The following is an 18816-nucleotide window of genomic DNA, read 5'->3' on the forward strand; positions in this document are numbered from 1 at the left end:
CCGTCAAGCGTGAGCAGGGTCGATGTCCACTGTCCTTCCCGAAGATTCCGTCGGTCTGGTAACACCGCAGATCGCCCGGTTCGATGAACCGCTGGCCCTGGCCTGTGGCCGCGCCCTGGCCTCGTACGAGCTGATCTACGAAACCTATGGCACCCTCAACAGCAGCGCCAGCAATGCCGTGCTGATCTGCCATGCGCTGTCCGGCCACCATCATGCCGCTGGCTACCATGCCGCCACCGACCGCAAGCCGGGCTGGTGGGACAGCTGCATCGGCCCCGGCAAGCCGATCGACACCAACCGCTTCTTCGTGGTCAGCCTGAACAACCTCGGCGGTTGCAATGGCAGCACCGGCCCCAGCAGCCTCAACCCGGCCACCGGCAAGCCCTACGGCGCCGATTTCCCGGTACTGACCGTGGAAGACTGGGTGCACAGCCAGGCGCGCCTGGCCGATCGCCTGGGGATCCATACCTGGGCCGCCATCGTCGGCGGCAGCCTGGGTGGCATGCAGGCGCTGCAATGGACCATCACCTACCCGGATCGGGTGCGCCATTGCGTGGACATCGCCTCGGCGCCCAAGCTGTCGGCGCAGAACATCGCCTTCAACGAAGTGGCGCGCCAGGCCATCCTCACCGACCCCGAGTTCCACGGCGGCTCGTTCCAGGACCAGGGCGTGATCCCCAAGCGCGGCCTGATGCTGGCGCGCATGGTCGGCCACATCACCTACCTGTCCGACGACTCGATGGGCGAAAAATTCGGCCGCGAGCTCAAGAGCGACAAGCTCAACTACGACTTCCACAGCGTCGAATTCCAGGTCGAGAGCTACCTGCGCTACCAGGGCGAGGAATTCTCCGGCCGCTTCGACGCCAACACCTACCTGCTGATGACCAAGGCCCTGGACTATTACGACCCGGCCGCCGCCAACGGCGGTGACCTGGCGGCAACCCTGGCCCACGTCACGGCGGACTACTGCATCATGTCGTTCACCACCGACTGGCGCTTCTCGCCGGCCCGTTCACGGGAGATCGTCGACGCCCTGATGGCCGCGCGCAAGAACGTCTGCTACCTGGACATCGACTCGCCTTACGGCCACGACGCCTTCCTCATCCCGACCCCCCGCTACATGCAGGGTTTCGCCAACTACATGAACCGCATCGCCGTCTGAGGACCCCATGAGAGCCGACCTGGAAATCATCCAAGACTGGATCCCCGCCGGCAGCCGGGTACTCGACCTGGGCTGCGGCAACGGCGAACTGCTGGCCTCGCTGCGTGAACGCAAGAACGTCACCGGCTACGGCCTGGAGATCGACGCCGACAACATCGCCGCCTGCGTGGCCAAGGGCGTCAACGTCATCGAACAGGACCTGGACAAGGGCCTGGGCAACTTCGCCAGCAACAGCTTCGACGTGGTGGTCATGACCCAGGCCCTGCAGGCCGTGGAGTACCCCGACCGGATCCTCGACGAAATGCTGCGGGTGGGCCGCCAGTGCATCATCACCTTCCCCAACTTTGGTCACTGGCGCTGCCGCTGGTACCTGGCGACCAAGGGTCGTATGCCAGTCTCGGACTTCATGCCGTATACCTGGTACAACACGCCGAACATCCACTTCTGCACCTTCGAGGACTTCGAGAACCTGTGCCATGAGCGCAAGGCCAAGGTCCTCGACCGCCTTGCCGTCGACCACCTGCACCGTAACGGGTTGGGCGGCCGGCTTTGGCCTAATCTTCTAGGTGAGATCGGTATCTATCGGGTCAGCAGCCCGGGCCTGCAGGAGCATCAGCTCGCGGTCTGACCCTCAACGGAGGAATGGCATCATGCGTCGACTAGCACTGTTTCTGATCAGCCTGTGCCTGGCCTTGCCGGTACTGGCTGCCGATGCCGCCAGGCCCGAGCGCAAGGAAGTGTTCGGTGATGTGACGGTCCACTACAGCGCCTTCACCTCAAGCATGCTGCAACCCGACATCGCTGCCGCCACGGGCCTGACCCGCAGCAAGAACCAGGGCGTGCTCAACATCGCCGTGCTCAAGGCCGGCAAGCCCGCGATGGCGGTAGTCAGCGGCACAGTGAAAGATCTCACCGGGCGCAGCAGTCCGTTGTCGTTCAAGCAGATTACCGATCAGGGTGCGGTGTACTACATCGCACAGTTCAAGATCGACCAGGCCGAGACCGTCACCTTCGACCTCAACGTCGAGAGCGGCGGCGTCAGCAATAAACTCAGCTTCAACCAGGAAGTGTTCCCAGGCGAATGATGAATTTCCAGCAACTCGTATTGGCCAGCCATAACGCCGGCAAACTCAAGGAACTGCAGGCCATGCTCGGCGAGTCCGTGAACCTGCGCTCGATTGGTGAATTCAGCCAGGTTGAGCCGGAGGAGACCGGCCTGTCGTTCGTCGAGAACGCCATCCTCAAGGCGCGCAACGCCGCGCGCATTTCCGGCCTGCCGGCCCTGGCCGACGACTCGGGCCTGGCGGTGGACTTCCTCGGCGGCGCGCCGGGTATCTACTCGGCGCGCTATGCCGACGGCAAGGGCGACGCGGCGAACAACGCCAAGCTGCTCGATGCGCTCAGGGACGTGCCTGAAGGCCAGCGCGGCGCGCAGTTCGTCTGCGTTCTGGCCCTGGTGCGGCACGCCGACGACCCGCTGCCGATCCTCTGCGAAGGCCTGTGGCACGGCAGCATCCTGTTCGAGGCCAGCGGCGAACACGGCTTCGGCTACGACCCGCTGTTCTGGGTGCCGGAACGCAAATGCTCCAGCGCCGACCTTGACCCTGTCGACAAGAACCAACTCAGCCACCGCGCCCGCGCCATGGCCCTGCTGCGTCAGCGCCTGGGCCTGGCATGAGCGAAAAGCTGTTGGTACAGCCGGCGGGCCTGATCCTTCCCGAACTCCCGCCGCTGTCACTCTATATCCATATTCCCTGGTGCGTGCGCAAATGCCCGTACTGCGACTTCAACTCGCACCAGGCCGGCCCGACCCTGCCGGAAGCCGAGTACATCGACGCCCTGCTCGCCGACCTCGACCAGGAAATGCATGCCGTGCAGGGCCGTCCGATCAGCACGATCTTCTTCGGCGGCGGCACCCCGAGCCTGTTCAGCGCCGACGCGCTTGGGCGCCTGCTGCGCGGTATCGAGCAACGCATCCCGCTCGCCCCGGACATCGAGATCACCCTCGAGGCCAACCCGGGTACCTTCGAGCAGGAGAAGTTCAAGGCCTACCGTCAGACCGGCATCAATCGGCTGTCCATCGGCGTGCAGAGTTTCCAGCCCGCCAAGCTCGAACGACTCGGGCGCATCCACAATGGCGCCGAAGCGGTGCGCGCCGCCGATATGGCCCGCGCCGCGGGCTTCGACAACTTCAACATGGACCTGATGCACGGCTTGCCAGACCAGTCGCTCGACGACGCCTTGGGCGACCTGCGCCAGGCCATCGAGCTGGCGCCGACGCACCTGTCCTGGTACCAGCTGACGGTGGAACCCAACACGGTGTTCTGGAACCAGCCGCCTGAGCTGCCCGAGGACGACATCCTCTGGGATATCCAGGAAGCCGGCCAGGCGCTGATGGCGGACCACGGCTACCGCCAGTATGAAGTCTCGGCCTACGCCCAAGCCGGTCGTGCTGCGCGGCACAACCTGAACTACTGGCGCTTCGGCGACTTCATCGGCATCGGTGCCGGCGCCCATGGCAAGCTGTCGTTCCCGGACGGGCGCATCCTACGCACCTGGAAGACCCGCCTGCCCAAGGACTACCTGAACCCGTCCAAGCCGTTCAAGGCCGGCGAGAAGCTGTTGCCGGCCGATGAGCTACCCTTCGAGTTCCTGATGAACGCGCTGCGCCTCACCGACGGAGTTGATGCCGAGCTGTTCAACCTGCGTACCGGCCTGCCTCTTGCACAACTGGCCGAAGCCCGCCGTGAAGCCGAACAAAAAGGCCTTTTGCGGGTCGAACCGGATCGTCTGGCCGCCACGCCACGCGGCCAGCTGTTCCTCAACGACCTGCTGCAGTACTTCTTGAATTAAGGATGACCCATGGACCTGGTACTTGACCTGCTCTCGACCGTTTCCCGCTGGAGCCGCAGCAACCTCTCAGAGATTTCGCTGGCCCTGGTGGGCTGCCTGCTGGTGCTGTTCGGCACCGATATCAAAGGCTGGGTCGAGGGGCGCCTGGGCGGCCTGGCCGGCGCCCTGCGCGTGCCATTCATGGCACTGCTGGTGATGATCGGCAGCGGCGCGGCGCTGATCTATGCAACGCCGTGGATCGTCAAGGGGCTGGGGCAGTTCAACAACTATGCGCTGGCACCGGTGCTGCTGGTGGTGCTGGTTTTGATCGGCGTGGTCGCTGATCGGCGGGGGTGAGCGTCCGCTAAAAGCCGCCCTGGCAGGCCAGGGCGGCTTCTCACCCGACTAACCCCTTAACGGGCATCGTCGAAGTGATCACGCAGGAAGTCCCTGACGGTCCTGAAAATGATCAGGATCCGAATGAGCTTCCAGACGCGGCTCAGCGTATTCAGCAAACGCTTCATATGCCTTGGCCTCCGTGCTGGCTGGGCCAATCTTCCAGCGTCTGACCGGCACTTCGACGCCTTCGGTGATCATGTGGGTTATCGCCAGTGAAGTGGCCAGGTGGATGGCCCTTCGAAAATCACACCGGCGCGGTTCGTAGGCCGCGTCGAAGGGGCCGAGACAGCAAAGTCATTGGTTTCCCGGCCCGCCACTGGATATCCTCACATGAGAGCGCAGCGATCTTACGACAATCGAAAGTTCAAGACTGTTACCAGCTCAGTCACAGATAATGCCGAATATTCCCATGATTGACGCTGTTTTGAGGCTGCCCTAATATTTCACCCGTGGGTTGTCTCCAGTGAAACCAAAGTACGCAGGCCAAGGATTCGTAACCCAAAGCCCGCATAAAAAAACCGCCCTTGCCAAGGCGGTTTTTTTGTACCTGCAATTTCGCAGGTTTGAAGGGCAGCACCGAACGAACCCGGCTCAGCTCACCTTCTCGAACTTCAGATCCCACACCCCATGCCCAAGGCGCTCACCGCGACGCTCGAACTTGGTGATCGGACGTTCTTCCGGACGCGGCACGTAGGCGCCATCAGCCGCCTGGTTGCGATAGCCTGGCGCCACTTTCATTACTTCAAGCATGTGCTCGGCATAGGGCTCCCAGTCGGTGGCCATATGGAACACACCGCCGACTTTCAGCTTGCTGCGCACCAGCTCGGCGAACTCCGGCTGAACGATCCGGCGCTTGTGGTGACGCGCCTTGTGCCAAGGATCGGGGAAGAACAACATCAGACGGTCAAGGCTGTTGTCCGCCACGCACCGGTTGAGCACTTCGATGGCATCGCAGTCGTACACCCGCAGGTTCTTCAGCCCCTGTGTCAGCACGCCATTGAGCAGCGCGCCGACACCCGGGCGGTGCACTTCGACACCAATGAAGTCCAGCTCAGGCGATGCGGCAGCCATTTCCAGCAACGAGTGGCCCATGCCGAAGCCGATCTCCAGGGTGCGCGGTGCCGAACGGCCGAACACCCGATCATAGTCCACCGGGCTGTCGGCCAGCGGCAGGATGAACTGCGGGCCGCCCTGGTCCAGGCCGCGCTGCTGGCCTTCGGTCATGCGCCCAGCGCGCATCACGAAGCTCTTGATACGGCGGTGCGGGCGGGTTTCGCCGTCTTCGGAGATCGGCGTTTCTTGCGATTCAGTCATCAGGAGCTCTTACTTGATCAGACCATCCAGCGGCGAAGAGGCGCTGGCATAGAGTTTTTTCGGCATGCGGCCGGCCAGGTAGGCCATGCGACCGGCAACGATGGCGTGTTTCATGGCTTCGGCCATCAGTACGGGCTGCTGGGCATGGGCAATGGCCGAGTTCATCAGCACCGCTTCGCAACCCATTTCCATGGCGATGGTGGCGTCGGAGGCGGTACCCACGCCGGCATCGACCAGCACCGGCACCTTGGATTCCTCCAGGATGATCTGCAGGTTGTACGGGTTGCAGATGCCAAGGCCGGTGCCGATCAGGCCGGCCAGCGGCATGACGGCGATACAGCCGGCTTCGGCCAGCTGACGGGCGATGATCGGGTCATCGCTGGTGTAGACCATCACATCGAAACCTTCCTTGACCAGCACTTCGGCGGCCTTGAGGGTTTCGATCACATTGGGGAACAGGGTTTTCTGGTCGGCCAGCACTTCCAGCTTCACCAGCGTCCTGGACTCATGGGACTTGCGGCCATCGAGCAGTTCACGGGCCAGGCGGCAGGTGCGCACCGCTTCCGTCGCATCGAAGCAACCGGCGGTGTTCGGCAGGATGGTGTACTTGTCTGGCGACAGCACGTCGAGCAGGTTCGGCTCACCCGCGTTCTGGCCCAGGTTGGTACGGCGCACGGCGACGGTGACGATCTCGGCACCCGAGGCCTCGGTGGCCAGGCGGGTTTCTTCCATGTCACGGTACTTGCCGGTGCCGACCAGCAGGCGCGACTGGAAAGTGCGCCCGGCCAGGATGAAGGGCTTGTCGCTGCGAACGTTGCTCATCGTTGTTCCTCAGGAAAGATTGCGGGACTTTGCTGGCGAGGTTTCAGGGGCGGTTAGCCGCCACCGATGGCGTGGACCACCTCGACCTGGTCGCCGTCCTTGAGCTGCGTGCTCTCGTGCTGGCTGCGCGGCACGATGTCCAGGTTCAGTTCCACCGCCACCCGGCGACCGGCCAGCTCCAGCCGGCCCAGCAGCGCCGCGACGCTCTCGCCCGCGGGCAGTTCGTAAGGTTCACCGTTCAATTGAATGCGCATGCGCACGGCCACCATTGTTCTTTGGGGGCCCGCATTCTAGCCCCGATCCGCCCTGCAACCCAAGGGCGACAAACGCCATTAGTCGCGATTGTGGACCGACCGGTCAGCCCAGCCGCCAGGCGGCCAGCCCCAGGCATAACCAGCCAGCAAGGAAGCACAGGCCGCCCAGCGGGGTGATCATGCCGAGCTTGCCCAGGCCGCTGAGCGTGAGGGCGTAGAGGCTACCGGAGAACAGCAGGATACCCACGGCGAACAAGCCACCGGCCCAGCCGACCAGGCGCCCGGGCAAGTGCGCCGACAGCACCGCCACGCCCAGGATCGCCAGGGCATGCACCAGTTGATAGGTGACACCGGTATGGAAGATCGCCAGGTAGTCGGTGCTGAGGCGGTTTTTCAAGCCATGGGCGGCGAAGGCGCCTAGGGCAACGCCGGTAAAGCCGAAGAACGCGGCGAGCATCAGGAAGCTGCGAAGCATGGGACGACTCCTCGGGAGGGGTCTGTATAATGGCCCGTTCCAACGGTCCGGCCAAGCCATCACCATGCTGTCATCCCTTCTTCGCCGCCTTTCCCGCGCCCTGCTCTGGTTCGCAGCTGGCAGCATCGCCGTGGTCCTGGTGTTGCGCTGGGTGCCGCCGCCCGGCACCGCGCTGATGGCCGAGCGCAAGGTGCAGTCATGGGCCAGCGGCGAGCCGATCGACCTGCAACGTGACTGGACGCCGTGGGAGGGAATCTCCGACGAGCTCAAGGTGGCGGTCATCGCCGGCGAAGACCAGAAGTTCGCCAGCCACTGGGGCTTCGATATCCCGGCAATACAGGCGGCGCTGGCCTACAACGAGCGTGGCGGCAAGGTGCGTGGCGCCAGCACGCTGACCCAGCAAGTGGCCAAGAACCTGTTCCTGTGGTCTGGCCGCAGCTGGCTGCGCAAGGGGCTGGAAGCCTGGTTCACCGCACTGATCGAGCTGTTCTGGTCGAAGGAGCGGATACTCGAGGTGTACCTGAACAGTGCCGAATGGGGCAAGGGCGTGTTCGGTGCCCAGGCGGCGGCGCGTTATCACTTCGGCGTGGATGCGAGCCGCCTGACGCGACAACAGGCCGCACAGCTCGCGGCGGTGCTGCCAAGCCCGCTCAAGTGGAGTGCCAGCCGGCCCAGCGCCTATGTGGCGAGCCGGGCGGGATGGATCAGGCGGCAGATGAGCCAGCTGGGTGGGCCGAGCTACTTGATGCAGCTCAGGCCCTGAGCTGCCAAGCCCGCAACAGGTCCGGGACAATCAACACAAAAAAGCCGCTGTCTCTTTCGAGAGCAGCGGCTTTTCAATCCAGCCAGGGCGCCGATCAGATCGTGATCAATGCCTTGACCTTGTTCATCGCGTTCTTCTCCAGCTGGCGAATACGCTCGGCCGACACACTGTACTTCTCTGCCAACTCATGCAGCGTGGCCTTTTCTTCGGCCAGCCAACGCTGGTAGAGGATGTCGCGGCTGCGATCATCCAGGCCCTGCAGCGCTTCATGCAGGTTGCTGGTGGAGTTGTCGCTCCAGTCAGCGTCCTCCAGTTGCACGGCCGGGTTGTAACGGTGGTCTTCCAGGTAGTGCGCAGGCGACTGGAAGGCGCTGTCGTCGTCGGCTTCCGCCGCCGGGTCGAAGGCCATGTCCTGGCCGCTCAAGCGGCTTTCCATCTCGCGCACTTCACGCGGCTCGACACCCAGGCTCTCGGCCACGCGATGCACTTCGTCATTGTTCAACCAGGCCAGGCGCTTTTTCTGGCTGCGCAGGTTGAAGAACAGCTTGCGCTGGGCCTTGGTGGTGGCCACCTTGACGATGCGCCAGTTGCGCAGGATGAACTCATGGATCTCGGCCTTGATCCAGTGTACGGCGAAGGACACCAGACGCACGCCCATTTCCGGGTTGAAGCGCTTTACCGCCTTCATCAGGCCCACGTTGCCTTCCTGGATCAGGTCGGCCTGGGCCAGCCCGTAGCCCGCATAGCTACGCGCGATGTGTACGACGAAACGCAGGTGGGCCATCACCATTTGCCGAGCGGCCTCGAGATCCTGCTCGTAATAGAGACGCTCGGCCAGTTCACGCTCCTGCTCCGGCGTCAGCAAGGGGATGCTGTTGACCGTGTGCACATAGGCTTCCAGGTTTGCACCGGGAACCAGGGCATAGGCAGGTTGCAACGAATTGGTCATTCAAGTACCTCCGGCTTACAGACTCATGCCTTTTGGGCACTGCCAGCATAGACAAGGAACCGTTGTACAAGTTCCAGAATGAAAAATTTGTCAATACTGGCCATGAAACATTTATCGCGGTGCAAGCTCGTTCAGGTGACGAGCGACTGCGATCCATGCACCGATATACCCCAACAGTACCGCCCCGATCAAGAGTGAAAAGCCATCCGAGGCCGGTACGCCACCCAGGGCGAAATCACTGCCATAAAGGCCGGAAAGCCCGACCACCGCGTCGTTCAGCCAGTTCAGGCCGAACGCCAGGATGCCCCAGGCCAGCACGCCCGCACCCAGTCCATACAGGGCGCCCATGTACAGGAAAGGCCGGCGTACGTAGCTGTCGGTGCCACCGACGAGCTTGATCACTTCGATCTCGACCCGACGGTTTTCGATATGTAGACGAATTGTGTTACCGATTACTAACAGCAGCGCAGAAATCAGCATCACCGCCAGACCGAAGACAAACCGGTCACCCAACTTGAGGATCGCCGCCAGACGCTCGACCCACACCAGGTCCAGCTGCGCCGCTTCCACGCGAGGTAGCTCGGAGAGGCGCTGACGCAAGGCTTCCAGGGCCGGCTTGTCGACCTCGGTCGGGGTCACCACCACCACGCCGGGCAGTGGGTTGTCCGGCAGTTCACGCAACGCCTCGCCCAGGCCTGACTGTTGCTGGAACTCTTCCAGGGCCTGCTCGCGGCTGACGTATTGGGCCTCCGCGACGCCCGGCATGCCTTTGATCTCGTCACGCAGGGCCTCCCCGTCGCGGCTGCTGGCATCGAGCTCGAGGTACAGCGAGATCTGCGCCGCGCGCTGCCAGGAGCCGCCGAGTTTCTCGACATTCTTGAGCAACAACGACAGGCCCATGGGCATGCTCAGCGCCACGGCCATCACCAGGCAGGTGAAGAAACTGCCGATCGGCTGCTTGCCCAGGCGGCGCAAGCTGTCGGCCAAACTGGCACGGTGGCTTTCCAGCCAGGCGTGCAGGAGGCTGCGGAAGTCCGGGCCATCGTCATCGTGATCGCCACGTTTCTTCTTCGACGGCTGCGGATCGGCGGCTTTCGGCGCGACCCGCTCGGAAACCTTTGGTGTACGTGTGGTGCTCATTGCCCGGCCTCCCCATCGCCGATCAAGCGGCCGCGTTGCAGCGTCAGCATGCGGTGGCGCATGCGCGCGATCAGCGCCAGGTCGTGACTGGCGATCAGTACCGTGGTGCCCAGGCGGTTGATGTCCTCGAACACGCCCATGATCTCGGCGGCCAGGCGCGGGTCGAGGTTACCGGTGGGTTCATCCGCCAGCAGCAGGGCCGGCTGATGCACGATGGCCCGGGCAATGCCGACCCGCTGTTGCTGGCCGGTGGACAGGTCGGCCGGGAACAGTTCGCCCTTGTCGCTCAGCGACACACGCTCCAGCGCCGAGTCGACGCGTTTGGCGATCTCGGCCTTGGACAGCCCGAGAATCTGCAACGGCAGGGCAATGTTGTTGAACACCGTGCGGTCGAACAGCAACTGGTGGTTCTGGAACACCACGCCGATCTGCCGACGCAGGAACGGGATCTGCGCGTTACTGATCTGGCCCAGGTCCTGCCCGGCCAGCAGCAGCTTGCCGCTGGTCGGACGCTCCATGGCCAGCAGCAGCCGCAACAGGGTGCTCTTGCCGGCGCCGGAGTGGCCGGTGACGAACAGGAACTCGCCACGACGCGCCCGGAAGCTCAGTTCGTGCAGGCCGACATGGCCGTTGGGATAGCGCTTGGCTACCTGTTCGAATCGGATCATGAAGGTTCACGCTCGGCGAACAGCGCCTTGACGAAAGGTTCGGCTTCGAAGGTGCGCAGGTCGTCGATACCCTCGCCCACACCGATGAAGCGGATCGGGATGTTGAACTGCTTGGCCAGGGCGAAGATCACGCCGCCCTTGGCGGTACCATCCAGCTTGGTCAGGGCCAGGCCGGTCAGCTCGACGCTCTGGTTGAAGTACTTGGCCTGGCTGATGGCGTTCTGTCCGGTGCCAGCATCGAGCACCAGCAGCACCTCGTGCGGCGCCTCGACATCTAGCTTGCCCATGACCCGACGGACCTTCTTCAGCTCTTCCATCAGGTTGTCCTTGGTGTGCAGACGACCAGCGGTATCGGCGATCAGCACATCGACGTTACGGGCCTTGGCGGCCTGCACCGCATCGAAGATCACCGAAGCCGAGTCGGCACCGGTGTGCTGGGCAATCACCGGGATCTGGTTACGCTCGCCCCACACCTGCAACTGCTCTACCGCGGCGGCGCGGAAGGTGTCGCCGGCCGCGAGCATGACTTTCTTGCCCTCGAGCTGCAGCTTCTTCGCCAGCTTGCCGATGGTGGTGGTCTTGCCAGCCCCGTTCACGCCAACCACAAGGATCACGTAGGGCTTTTTCTGCACCTCGATCTTCAGCGGCTGCTCGACCGGGCGCAGCAGCGCGGCCAGTTCTTCCTGCAGCGACTTGTACAGCGCATCGGCGTCTGCCAACTGCTTGCGGGCAACTTTCTGGGTCAGGTTCTGGACGATGGTCGAGGTGGCCTCTACGCCGACGTCGGCGGTCAGCAACCGGGTCTCGATTTCATCGAGCAGGTCGTCGTCGATGACCTTCTTGCCGAGGAACAGGCTGGCCATGCCTTCGCCGATGCTGGCGCTGGTCTTCGACAGGCCCTGCTTGAGGCGGGCGAAGAAACCAGGTTTGGCCGGCTCGGCGGCCGCCACGACGACAGGCTCTGGGTCGACTGGAGCCGACGCAACGACCGGCGCGGTTTCGACAACCGGTGCTGGAGCGACAATGGCAGCGGCTACCGTTTCGACGGACGGCCGGGCGGGGATGACGGGCGGCGCCTTGGGTTCCAGGTCCTCGACCAATGCCACCGGCTCTTCAGCGACAGGCAAGACCAGGTTGCTGACCGGGGCCGCGGTCACTTCGACCTCGACCGGTTGCAGCATTGCAACCACCGACTCTGGCGCGAGCTCCGGCTGCGGTGCAGCAACCACCGGCTCTGGCACGGGCTCCGGCACGGGCTCCGGCTGCGGCGCTACAACCACCGGCTCTGGCACGGGCTCCGGCTGCGGCGCTACAACCACCGGTTCTGGCACAGGCTCCGGCTGCGACGCTACAACCACCGGCTCTGGCACAGGCTCCGGCTGCGGCGCTACAACCACCGGTTCTGGCACGGGCTCCAGCTGCGGCGTGGCAACGACCGGTTCAGGAACAGGTGCCTGCGACGGCTCGGCAACCGGTGCGGTCTGCTCGACGGGCGCTTGCGGTGCAGGGGCTTGCGGCTGTTCGGCGGCAGGTTGTTCCGGCTTCTTGCGGAACCAGCTGAACAGGCCTTTCTTCTCGCCAGCCGCGGCCGGCGCTTTTTTGTCGTCGTTGGAACCAAACATGGAAGACGGCTATCTCAGGGTAGCGATGGGCCAGCAGCGGCGCATCGGGAATTCTTAACTCACGCAGAACAGACTACTGGGAAGCCAGCGGGTTCATGCGCAACGTTTTGTCGTAAGGGCCTGCAGGCCAGAACGGCGACAGGCATGGTCGCCAGGCAACCGGATCAGTATCCTAGCACCTCCTGGCCCGCCGACGCTAAACCCAAGCGGGCCGCCGAACAGGTTGAACACCGTATGAATGCTCTAGCCCGCCGCGCCGCTGGCCTGTTGCTCGGCACGCTGTGCCTGCCGCTGGCGGCTTTCGCCGCCGATGTGCAACCCACCCACGAATTCATCCTCGACAACGGCCTGAAAGTGGTCGTGCGCGAGGACCACCGGGCGCCGGTGGTGGTTTCGCAGATCTGGTACAAGGTCGGTTCCAGCTACGAGACGCCGGGCCAGACCGGCCTGTCCCATGCCCTGGAACACATGATGTTCAAGGGCAGCGCCAAGATCGGCCCCGGAGAGGCCTCGCGCATCCTGCGCGATCTCGGCGCCGAGGAAAACGCCTTCACCAGCGACGACTACACCGCCTACTACCAGGTGCTGGCCCGCGATCGCCTGCCGGTGGCCCTGGAGCTCGAAGCCGACCGCCTGGCCAGCCTGCGCCTGCCAGCCGACGAATTCAGCCGTGAGATCGAGGTGATCAAGGAAGAGCGCCGCCTGCGTACCGACGACCAGCCCAACGCCAAGGCCTTCGAGCTATTCCGCGCCATGGCCTACCCGGCCAGCGGCTACCACACGCCGACCATCGGCTGGATGGCCGACCTCGAGCGCATGAAGGTCGAGGAACTGCGTCACTGGTACGAGTCCTGGTACGCCCCGAACAACGCCACCCTGGTGGTGGTCGGCGACGTCAAGCCGGACGAGGTCAGGGCCTTGGCGCAGAAGTACTTCGGCCCCATCCCCAAACGCGCCGTGCCGCCGAGCAAACTGCCGCTGGAACTGGCCGAGCCGGGCCAGCGCCTGCTCACCCTGCACCTGCGTACGCAACTGCCCAGCCTGATCTACGGCTTCAATGTCCCGGCCCTGGCCACCGCCAAGGACCCACGCAGCGTCAACGCCCTGCGGCTGATCTCGGCCCTGCTCGACGGCGGCTATAGCGCCCGCATGCCGGCACGCCTGGAGCGCGGCCAGGAACTGGTGGCCGGTGCCTCGTCCAGCTACAACGCCTTCACCCGCGGCGACAGCCTGTTCATGATCTCGGCCACACCCAACGTGCAGAAACACAAGACCCTGGCCGAAGTAGAGAAAGGTATCTGGCAGTTGCTCGACGAGCTCAAGACCACGCCACCGACCGCCGAAGAGCTCGAGCGCGTACGCGCGCAGGTAATCGCCGGCCTGGTCTACGACCGCGACTCGATCAGCAGCCAGGCCACCACCATCGGCCAACTGGAGACGGTCGGCCTGTCCTGGAAGCTGATCGACAGCGAACTCGACGACCTCAAGCGCGTGACCCCGGAGGACATCCAGGCCGCCGCCCGCACCTATTTCACCCGCGAACGCCTGAGCGTTGCCCATGTACTGCCCGAGGAGTCCGCTCATGAGTGATCGCAGCGCACCCCGTTACACTATGTTCGGCCTGGCGATCATCGTGCTGGTGGTGGCCATCGCCGCGCTGCTGGCGCGCCCTGCCCAGTCCGACAGCCAAAGCCAGGCCGACGCCGCGGCACGCCCGGCCAACACCCTGCAATCGCTGGCCGAACTGGACGGCAAGGCCCCCAGCCGACGCCAGTTGAACATCCAGCACTGGACCACTGCCGAAGGCGCCCGGGTGCTGTTCGTCGAGGCCCGTGAGCTGCCGATGTTCGACCTGCGCGTGACCTTCGCCGCCGGCAGCAGCCAGGACGGCGGTACCCCGGGCCTGGCCACCCTGACCAACGCCATGCTCAACGAGGGCGTGGCCGGCAAGGACGTCACCGCCATTGCCGAAGGCTTCGAAGGCCTGGGCGCCGACTTCGGCAACGGTTCCTACCGCGACATGGCCGTGGCCTCGCTACGCAGCCTCAGCGCCACGGAAAAACGCGAGCCGGCGTTGGAACTGTTCACCGAGGTGGTGGGCCAGCCGACCTTCCCCGAGGACGCCCTCAAGCGCATCAAGAACCAGTTGCTGGCGGGCTTCGAGTACGAGAAGCAGAACCCGGGCAAGATTGCCGGCAAGACGCTGTTCGCCAATCTCTATGGCCAGCACCCCTATGCCAGCCCCAGCGACGGTACCGCCGAGTCCATTCCGGGCATCACCCTGGCCCAGCTGCGCACCTTCCACGGCAAGGCCTACGCCGCCGGCAACGCGGTGATCGCCCTGGTCGGCGACCTCAGCCGCGGCGAAGCCGAGGCCATCGCCGCGCAGGTCTCCACCGGCCTGCCCAAGGGCGCTGCACTGGCCAAGCCGGAGCAACCGGTCGAGCCCAAGCCGGGGATTACGCATATCGACTTCCCGTCCAAGCAGACTCACCTGATGCTGGCCGAGCTGGGCATCGACCGCAACGACCCGGACTGGCCGGCCCTGTCGCTGGGCAACCAGATCCTCGGCGGTGGCGCATTCGGCACCCGCCTGATGAGCGAGGTTCGCGAGAAACGCGGACTGACGTACGGCGTGTACTCGGTCTTCAGCCCGATGCAGGTGCGCGGCCCGTTCATGATCAACCTGCAGACCCGGGCCGAACTCAGCGAGGGCACGCTCAAGCTGGTCCAGGATATTCTGGCCGACTACCTGAAGAGCGGCCCGACCCAGCAGGAACTGGACGATGCCAAGCGCGAGCTGGCCGGCAGCTTTCCGCTGTCCAATGCCAGCAACGCCAGCATCGTCGGCCAGCTGGGCGCGATCGGCTTCTACAACCTGCCGCTGAGCTGGCTGGAGGACTTCATGCAACAGTCCCAGGCACTGAGCGTCGAGCAGGTCAAGGCCGCCATGAACAAGCATCTAGCGGCAGACAAGCTGGTGATCGTCACCGTCGGCCCGAAGGTGGCGCAGCAGCCGCTGCCGGCCCCCACTGACAAACCCGCCGAGCAGCCGCTCGGCGTACCGGAGCACTAATGGCAAGACCCAACACCCCCGCGCGCCCGGCACCGGGCGCCAGCAAGGGCCCCGGCCAACTGCGCATCATCGCCGGCGAGTGGCGCAGCCGCCGCCTGGCCGTGCCGGAAGGCGAAGGCCTGCGGCCGACCCCTGATCGCGTGCGCGAAACCCTGTTCAACTGGCTGGCCCCCTACATCGAAGGCGCCCTTGTGCTCGATGCCTTCACCGGCAGCGGCGCGCTGGTGCTCGAAGCGTTGTCCCGTGGCGCGAAGGATGCCGTGGCGCTGGACAGCAACCCTGCGGCCACCACCAACCTCAAGGACAACCTCGAAGTGTTGCGCTGCCCGCGCGGGCAGATCCTGCAGACTGACGCCCTGCGCTACCTGCAAGGCCCGGCCAAGCAACAATTCGACGTGGTGTTCCTCGACCCGCCGTTCCACCAGGATTTGCTGGCCAATACCTGCAACCTGCTGGAGCAGGGCCAGTGGCTGCACGAGCAGGCGTGGATCTATACCGAAAGCGAAGCCGTGCCCTCTTCGCTGCCAATGCCGGGCAACTGGCGCCTGCACCGCGAGAAGAAGACCGGCCAGGTGCATTACGCCCTGTGGCGACGCAAGGCTGGCGATCAATAGCGCAGGCGCGAGGGCGGTGTTTCATGGCACTCTAGGCAGGCACATCACGAGCCGCTCAGCATGCCCAGCCTCACCGCCACCTTCCGCCCGGCCGCCGGGCTGTCCAACCCCCACTTGCAGACATTGTGGGGGCCACTCTGGCGCAAGCTCCCGGACCTGCCGCGCAATCGCGAGCGCCTATGGCTGGCGGACGGCGACTTTCTCGACCTCGACTGGCACGGCCCGCACCAGGCCGATGCGCCCTTGGTGCTGGTACTCCACGGCCTGACCGGGTCGTCCAATTCGCCGTATGTCAAAGGCCTGCAACTGGCCCTGCAGGCACGCGGCTGGGCCAGTGTCGCGGTGAACTGGCGCGGCTGCTCGGGCGAACCCAACCTATTGGCGCGCAGCTACCATTCCGGGGCCAGCGAAGACCTGGCCGAAACCATCCGTCACCTGCGGGCGCAGCGGCCGCTGGCGCCGCTGTATGCCGTGGGCTATTCGCTGGGCGGCAATGTGCTGCTCAAGTACCTGGGGGAAAGCGGCGCGGCCAGCCAGCTGGAGGCAGCGGTAGCGGTGTCGGTGCCGTTTCGCCTGGACCAGTGCGCCGACCGTATCGGCCTGGGTTTCTCGAAGGTCTACCAGGCGCATTTCATGCGCCAGATGCTGGCCTACGTGCAGGACAAGCAACAGCACTTCCGCGACAAGGGCCACCATGAAGGGCTGGCCACCCTCGAACGCCTGGGCTCGCTGCGCAACCTGCGCACGTTCTGGGACTTCGATGGCAAGGTGACCGCGCCCCTCAATGGCTTCAGCGATGCCCATGACTACTACCGGCGCGCCTCCAGCCGCTACTACCTGGGCGAGAACCGCACACCGACGCTGATCATCCACGCCAACGATGATCCGTTCGTGTTTGGTCACAGCCTGCCCAATGCCGGTGAGCTGGCGGCACAGACGCAGTTCGAACTGCACAGCCGGGGTGGGCATGTGGGGTTCGTCGAGGGCAGCCTGCGCAATCCGGGGTATTACCTGGAACGAAGGATTCCGCAGTGGCTGATGGAAGGGCGATAGGCCCCCTCCAGGAAGAGGTGAAAGAGGGAATTTGTGGGAGCAGGCTTGTCCCGCGATAGCATCACCAGACCATCACGGGGCAAGCCCGCTCCCACATTACGAATTACTCGCCAGTGGCTATGCCACGCTGTGGATCATTGATCCATTCACTCCACGACCCGGCATACAACCGCCCCAGCGGATAACCCGCCAGCGCCAGGGCAAACAGGTTATGGCAAGCCGTCACGCCAGAGCCGCAATAAGCCACCAGGTCCTCCGGCGCCCGGTCGCCCAGTTTTTCGGCAAAACGCTGTTTCAGTTGGGCGGCCGGCAGGAACCGCCCGTCCGCGCCAAGGTTGTCGGTGAACGCCGCGCACCGGGCGCCAGGGATATGCCCGGCCACCGGGTCGATCGGCTCGACCTCGCCACGGAAACGCGGCAGGCCGCGCGCGTCGATCAAGGTCATCGCGGGGTCGTCCAGGCGCTTGGCCAGGTGGGCGGCATCAATCAGCAGCGCCATGTCCGGCTCACCGCTGAAATTGCCTTCGCGGCGTACCGGCGGGTCCAGGCTCAGCGGCAGGTGAGCGGCGTGCCAGGCCTTCAGGCCGCCATCGAGAATGAACACTGCATCGCGCTTGCCCAGCCAGGCCAGGAGCCACCAGGCACGGGCGGCAAAGGCGCCGGGGCCGTCGTCGTAGAGCACCACCTGGCTGTCGTTGTCCACGCCCCACTCGCGCAGGCGCTCCACCAGCCGCTGCGGGTCGGGCAGCGGGTGGCGGCCTGTGCTGCCCTTGAGCGCCGGCCCGCTCAGGTCGCGTTCGAGGTCGGCGAAGTGCGCCCCGGCAATATGCCCTTCGGCGTAGCTGCGTTGACCGTAGTCGACATCTTCCAAGGCAAACCGGCAGTCGAGGATCACCAGGCCGGGCGCGTCCAGGCGTTCGGCCAGCTGTTGCGGGGTGATCAATTGCGCGAGGGGCATGACAATCTCCTGATGAATGGCTCGAAACCCCGGATCAATGCTCCAGGGCCTGGTTGAACGGGACATGGAACTCAGCGCACAGCGCCTGTACCGCGACACGCGCGGTGGGGGTGACATACCCCAGCTCCAGCACCACCACCTGATAGACGCCGCGCTTGAACGCTTCTTCACCCAGGTGCGCGGAATGCTCGCGGGTGGTGCTGAGAAAACGCACCCAGGAAGTCAGCACGATCCAGGCGTTGATGGTCAGCGACTCCACCTGCGCAGCGTCCATGTTCAGGATGCCGGCCTCGACAAAGCCGCGGTAGATGGCCTGCCCCTGCTGCAGGCAGCGCTGCGAGAAGCGCCGATAGCGGGCCGCCAGTTCCGGGTCGCTGTCGAGCAGGTGCTCGAGGTCGCGGTGCAGGAAGCGGTAGTTCCACATCGCCGCCAGCAGCGCCTTGAGGTAGAAGCGCTTGTCCTCGACGGTGGCGGTGCGGCCCTGGGGCGGGCGCAGAAAACTGTCGACCAGTTCTTCGTACTGATTGAACAGCACGGCGATGATCGCCTGCTTGTTGGGGAAGTGGTAGTACAGGTTGCCGGGCGAGATTTCCATGTGCGCGGCAATGTGATTGGTGCTGACGCAACGCTCGCCCTGCTGGTTGAACAGCTCCAGGCTGCTCTGCACGATGCGCTCTCGGGTCTTCATGCGCGGGGCCATGCTCAGCTCCAGTCT

At 64.6% G+C, this 18816-nt stretch carries 22 protein-coding genes; 11 read left to right on the forward strand and 11 right to left on the reverse strand.

Going from position 1 to position 18816, the window contains the following annotated elements; translation table 11 throughout:
• The first annotated feature begins 22 nt into the window (after nt 1-22).
• From metX to KHO27_RS20465, 6 genes are read left to right on the forward strand one after another with little or no spacing between them, the layout of a single operon-like run.
• Nucleotides 23-1162: a homoserine O-succinyltransferase MetX gene (metX, locus tag KHO27_RS20440; protein WP_214500696.1), complete on the forward strand. Its 1140-nt coding sequence runs from the start codon at nt 23-25 to the stop codon at nt 1160-1162.
• A 7-nt stretch (nt 1163-1169) separates the two neighbouring features.
• Entirely contained in the window at nt 1170-1790 is a 621-nt protein-coding gene (gene metW / locus KHO27_RS20445) for a methionine biosynthesis protein MetW (RefSeq protein ID WP_110697353.1), read from the forward strand.
• Between the two features lie 22 nt (nt 1791-1812).
• Nucleotides 1813-2247, forward strand: coding sequence for a DUF4426 domain-containing protein (locus KHO27_RS20450; protein WP_110697351.1), 435 nt, complete (start codon nt 1813-1815; stop codon nt 2245-2247).
• A complete protein-coding gene (gene rdgB, locus KHO27_RS20455) occupies nt 2244-2840 on the forward strand; it encodes an RdgB/HAM1 family non-canonical purine NTP pyrophosphatase (RefSeq protein ID WP_110697349.1) in 597 nt (198 codons plus the stop codon). Before KHO27_RS20450 ends, rdgB begins: the two co-directional genes overlap by 4 nt.
• Nucleotides 2837-4015: a radical SAM family heme chaperone HemW gene (gene hemW / locus KHO27_RS20460; protein ID WP_214500697.1), complete on the forward strand. Its 1179-nt coding sequence runs from the start codon at nt 2837-2839 to the stop codon at nt 4013-4015. Before rdgB ends, hemW begins: the two co-directional genes overlap by 4 nt.
• Nucleotides 4016-4024: 9 nt before the next feature.
• Entirely contained in the window at nt 4025-4351 is a 327-nt protein-coding gene (locus KHO27_RS20465) for a DUF3392 family protein (protein WP_011531731.1), read from the forward strand.
• Between the two features lie 78 nt (nt 4352-4429).
• On the opposite strand, the gene KHO27_RS20470 is transcribed toward KHO27_RS20465, so the two are convergent.
• From KHO27_RS20470 to KHO27_RS20490, 5 genes are all read right to left on the reverse strand, one after another.
• Nucleotides 4430-4591 (reverse strand): hypothetical protein, encoded by a 162-nt coding sequence (locus KHO27_RS20470; RefSeq protein ID WP_158539545.1) that lies wholly within the window; start codon nt 4589-4591, stop codon nt 4430-4432.
• Nucleotides 4592-4984: 393 nt separating this feature from the next.
• Nucleotides 4985-5707, reverse strand: a complete 723-nt coding sequence (trmB, locus tag KHO27_RS20475; protein WP_110697345.1) for a tRNA (guanosine(46)-N7)-methyltransferase TrmB — start codon at nt 5705-5707, stop codon at nt 4985-4987.
• Between the two features lie 9 nt (nt 5708-5716).
• Entirely contained in the window at nt 5717-6529 is an 813-nt protein-coding gene (locus tag KHO27_RS20480; RefSeq protein WP_046853827.1) for a thiazole synthase, read from the reverse strand.
• Between the two features lie 53 nt (nt 6530-6582).
• Nucleotides 6583-6783: a sulfur carrier protein ThiS gene (gene thiS / locus KHO27_RS20485; protein WP_038707614.1), complete on the reverse strand. Its 201-nt coding sequence runs from the start codon at nt 6781-6783 to the stop codon at nt 6583-6585.
• A gap of 103 nt (nt 6784-6886) precedes the next feature.
• Nucleotides 6887-7258, reverse strand: coding sequence for a DUF423 domain-containing protein (locus KHO27_RS20490; RefSeq protein WP_110697343.1), 372 nt, complete (start codon nt 7256-7258; stop codon nt 6887-6889).
• A 64-nt stretch (nt 7259-7322) separates the two neighbouring features.
• Here KHO27_RS20490 and mtgA point away from each other — a divergent pair, with 64 nt between their 5' ends.
• Entirely contained in the window at nt 7323-8021 is a 699-nt protein-coding gene (mtgA, locus tag KHO27_RS20495) for a monofunctional biosynthetic peptidoglycan transglycosylase (protein WP_110697341.1), read from the forward strand.
• A 94-nt stretch (nt 8022-8115) separates the two neighbouring features.
• Here mtgA and rpoH read toward each other — a convergent pair whose 3' ends face one another.
• The 4 genes from rpoH to ftsY all read right to left on the reverse strand — a co-directional run bounded on the left by rpoH (nt 8116) and on the right by ftsY (nt 12400).
• Nucleotides 8116-8970, reverse strand: coding sequence for an RNA polymerase sigma factor RpoH (gene rpoH / locus KHO27_RS20500; protein ID WP_023630664.1), 855 nt, complete (start codon nt 8968-8970; stop codon nt 8116-8118).
• Nucleotides 8971-9081: 111 nt separating this feature from the next.
• On the reverse strand, nt 9082-10110 hold the full coding sequence (ftsX, locus tag KHO27_RS20505; RefSeq protein WP_214500698.1) for a permease-like cell division protein FtsX: 1029 nt from the start codon (nt 10108-10110) through the stop codon (nt 9082-9084).
• Nucleotides 10107-10778 carry a cell division ATP-binding protein FtsE gene (gene ftsE / locus KHO27_RS20510; RefSeq protein ID WP_011531723.1) on the reverse strand — a complete coding sequence of 224 codons (672 nt, stop codon included), beginning with the start codon at nt 10776-10778 and terminating at the stop codon, nt 10107-10109. Before ftsE ends, ftsX begins: the two co-directional genes overlap by 4 nt.
• Nucleotides 10775-12400 (reverse strand): signal recognition particle-docking protein FtsY, encoded by a 1626-nt coding sequence (gene ftsY / locus KHO27_RS20515; protein WP_214500699.1) that lies wholly within the window; start codon nt 12398-12400, stop codon nt 10775-10777. Before ftsY ends, ftsE begins: the two co-directional genes overlap by 4 nt.
• A gap of 234 nt (nt 12401-12634) precedes the next feature.
• Here ftsY and KHO27_RS20520 point away from each other — a divergent pair, with 234 nt between their 5' ends.
• From KHO27_RS20520 to KHO27_RS20535, 4 genes are read left to right on the forward strand one after another with little or no spacing between them, the layout of a single operon-like run.
• Complete coding sequence (locus tag KHO27_RS20520) at nt 12635-13990, forward strand: M16 family metallopeptidase (RefSeq protein ID WP_102681789.1); 1356 nt, start codon at nt 12635-12637, stop codon at nt 13988-13990.
• On the forward strand, nt 13983-15476 hold the full coding sequence (locus KHO27_RS20525) for a M16 family metallopeptidase (protein WP_214500700.1): 1494 nt from the start codon (nt 13983-13985) through the stop codon (nt 15474-15476). Before KHO27_RS20520 ends, KHO27_RS20525 begins: the two co-directional genes overlap by 8 nt.
• Nucleotides 15476-16090 (forward strand): 16S rRNA (guanine(966)-N(2))-methyltransferase RsmD, encoded by a 615-nt coding sequence (rsmD, locus tag KHO27_RS20530; RefSeq protein ID WP_111531997.1) that lies wholly within the window; start codon nt 15476-15478, stop codon nt 16088-16090. The genes KHO27_RS20525 and rsmD overlap by 1 nt, the downstream gene beginning before the upstream one ends.
• Before the next feature lie 60 nt (nt 16091-16150).
• Complete coding sequence (locus tag KHO27_RS20535; RefSeq protein ID WP_214500701.1) at nt 16151-17143, forward strand: hydrolase; 993 nt, start codon at nt 16151-16153, stop codon at nt 17141-17143.
• A 103-nt stretch (nt 17144-17246) separates the two neighbouring features.
• On the opposite strand, the gene KHO27_RS20540 is transcribed toward KHO27_RS20535, so the two are convergent.
• Nucleotides 17247-18101 carry a sulfurtransferase gene (locus KHO27_RS20540; RefSeq protein ID WP_110697327.1) on the reverse strand — a complete coding sequence of 285 codons (855 nt, stop codon included), beginning with the start codon at nt 18099-18101 and terminating at the stop codon, nt 17247-17249.
• 34 nt (nt 18102-18135) lie between these two features.
• A complete protein-coding gene (locus KHO27_RS20545) occupies nt 18136-18801 on the reverse strand; it encodes a TetR/AcrR family transcriptional regulator (RefSeq protein WP_110697325.1) in 666 nt (221 codons plus the stop codon).
• Nucleotides 18802-18816: the final 15 nt, after the last annotated feature.

The sequence above is a fragment of the Pseudomonas sp. RC3H12 genome (assembly GCF_018596375.1).
GTDB lineage: Bacteria > Pseudomonadota > Gammaproteobacteria > Pseudomonadales > Pseudomonadaceae > Aquipseudomonas.